The sequence below is a fragment of the Marinobacter sp. genome (assembly GCF_035268745.1).
In the GTDB taxonomy this organism is placed as follows: domain Bacteria; phylum Pseudomonadota; class Gammaproteobacteria; order Pseudomonadales; family Oleiphilaceae; genus Marinobacter.
The window spans coordinates 1-2,823 of sequence record NZ_DATFKH010000219.1; the positions used below are offsets into that span (position 1 = coordinate 1).

The window sequence follows — 2,823 nt, forward strand, 5'->3', positions numbered from 1 at the left end:
ATTGCCGCCGGCTCTGGCACCCACCGGCTGTTACTCTCCCTCCGGCGGCTCCGCCGGACAAAGACGCTGGTCCTGATGAAGCCGGGCTTCCCGTTGTCATGGATCAGCGGAGCGGTGATTCCTGTCCACGACCGGGTTCAGCCTGCTCCTTCGATTCTCGTGACCAAAGGGGTAATAAATGCCATAACACCAATGGCAAAAATTACCGACAGACAGCAGGCGCTGATCCTCATTGGCGGACCTTCGCCCCATTTTGCCTGGGACAATGAGGCCATTGCTGACCAGGTATCCGGCCTGATCAGCCTTTACCCTGGCTGGCACTGGACAATCGGCAGCTCCCGCCGAACCCCGAAATCGTTACAGGAGCGACTGGACGAGCTGGCAGGACCGCGAATTACCATTGTCCATCCGCAACAGACCCATGAAAACTGGCTCAGCCACCAGCTCGCGGCTTCGCGCGCGGTCTGGGTGACCCCGGACAGCATGTCAATGGTTTGCGAAGCCGCCACATCCGGTGTGCCTGCAGGGCTGCTGGAGCTAACGGGCCAGCCAGGTAGCCGGGTTGCCGCAGGCGTGGGCCAACTGGTGAAGGACGGACACATTGCCGACCGGCGCAACCACAGCGATGTAATGGCTGGTAAAACCGGTCAGAACGGGGCGCTCTGGGAGGCCGATCGGGCCGCCCGCTGGGTCAGTCAACAAGGGTTGCTGCCCCCGGCTCCCGATGCCCACCAGAGCCAGCACAGGGGAACCCGGCCTTGAGAATTCTTCAGGCACTGCCAGCCCTGAACAGCGGCGGGGTGGAAAGAGGCACCGTAGAGTTTGCTGCCGACCTTGTAAAACGGGGGCACGAATCGTTTGTGGTTTCCAACGGCGGACCGATGGCGAACCAGCTGCGAGACCAGGGTTCAAACCACATACAGATGCCCATACATCGGAAAAATCCGGCCTCTTTCGGCCAGATTCTGCCGGTGCGGAAATTGCTGCGGGAACTCCGGCCGGACATTGTCCACGTGCGCTCGCGCATGCCGGCCTGGATTATCTTCCTGGCGATGAAAACCCTTCCGGCCCGGGCACGCCCGGCCGTCGTATCCACTTTCCATGGCATGTATTCGGTTTCGCCCTATAGCGCCATTATGACCCGGGCTGACCACCTGATCGCGGTATCAGAGTGTGTCGCCGATTATGTGCGGAATAACTATCCGGTGGCGGAAAGCAGACTGACGGTCATTCATCGCGGTGTGGATGTCGATGCCTTTCGGCAGCGGGAGCTCAGTCCGCAGTGGCTCGACGGCTGGTTCCGGCAGCATCCGCAACTGGCAGGCAAGCGGATTGTAATGATGCCCGGTCGGATTTCCCGCTGGAAAGGCCATATGGATTTCCTGGGGATGATGGCACAACTGGTCGAGCAGCGGCCGGATTGTCACGGTGTGATTGCCGGAGGCGCGGAACCCGGCAAGGAACATTTCCTGACGGAACTTAAGCAGCAACGTGCCCGGCTGAATCTGACTGACAAGGTCAGTTTTCTTGGCCAGCGCAATGACATGACCGAGCTGTATCTGCTTGCCGATGTGGTCTGCCATATGAGCACCAGACCCGAGCCGTTTGGCAGGACCATTACCGAAGCCCTTGCATCAGGAACCCCGGTTGTTGGCTATAACCGCGGAGGTGCCGCGGAAATCCTGCAGGCCTGTTTCCGCGACGGTCTGGTAACACCGGATAACACCAGCGAATTTGCCGGGGCAGTGGGCCGCATGCTCGAGGCCGGGCCGGCAATGATCAGCATCCCTTACCGGTTCCGTCGTGAGGCACAAACCCAGGCAACATTGCAGGTTTATCAGCAGGTATTGCAGCAATCCGCTGGCCAGACATGAACACCTCGAACCAACTCACTATCGCATTTCTCCTTGCCACCCCGGGCACGATCTGGGGCGGCATGGAGAAACACACCGCCGATCTGGCGGGGGCGCTCGCCAGCCGTGGACACAGAATCCATGTGCTTGGCCATCGAAGTTACCGCGCCAGGTTTCCAGCCAGCGTCCACTTCCATACCCTGCCCGTCCAGCTCGGGCGCCATAACCTGTGGCTGCGACTGGCCCTGCGCCGATGCCTGCGGCAGCTGTCGCCAGACATCCTGCATGCCCAGGGCAACAAGGCGGCACAACTTGCCGGCAAAACCAGGGGACTGGGCGGCGTGCGGTTCGGTACGGTTCATGGCATCAAATCCAGCCATAAACCCTTTGAACGTCTTGACCGGGTTATCGCCGTCAGCCCGCAGATTTTCAGGACACTGACGCATCCCCACAAAAGCCTGATCTACAACGGTGTGGATATCGAGCCATGCCCGGAAATACCGGTCGACCAGACCTCACTTGATGCGTCCGTCACCAATGTGATCGCTGTCGGACGACTCGAGCCGGTCAAGGGCTTCGATGTTCTCATCCAGGCCTGGTCCAGGCTTGGTCCGCAGGCGAAAAACTGCCACCTGACCATCTTCGGCGACGGCAGTCAGCGCCAGGCACTGGCACGGCAAATCCGCCAATCCGGTCTGGAAGACCACGTCACCCTTGCCGGCTTTTGCAGGAACATGACGCCGGTCTACCGACAGGCCCGGCTGACGGTAATCAGCTCGGAGCGCGAGGGCTTTTCCTACATCCTGGCGGAATCCCTGCTCCATGGTTGCCCGGTGGTATCGACGCCAGTATCGGTTCCCCGGGACATTCTCCCGGCGACAATGATAAGTGATGGGCACAGCGCCGAAGCTCTTGCAGACCTGCTGACACGCTCGCTTACCAACCTTGATACGCTGAAGGACGCTGAACA

Annotated in this window: 3 protein-coding genes; all 3 read left to right on the forward strand. The window is 60.3% G+C overall.

What is annotated here, in order from left to right:
* Nucleotides 1-762: ELM1/GtrOC1 family putative glycosyltransferase (locus tag VJ956_RS14320; RefSeq protein ID WP_324085719.1), on the forward strand; the 762-nt coding region annotated here is incomplete at its 5' end.
* Nucleotides 759-1,874, forward strand: a complete 1,116-nt coding sequence (locus VJ956_RS14325) for a glycosyltransferase family 4 protein (RefSeq protein ID WP_324085720.1) — start codon at nt 759-761, stop codon at nt 1,872-1,874. The genes VJ956_RS14320 and VJ956_RS14325, both read left to right, overlap by 4 nt.
* On the forward strand, nt 1,871-2,823 hold a 953-nt coding region (locus VJ956_RS14330; protein WP_324085721.1), incomplete at its 3' end, for a glycosyltransferase. The genes VJ956_RS14325 and VJ956_RS14330, both read left to right, overlap by 4 nt.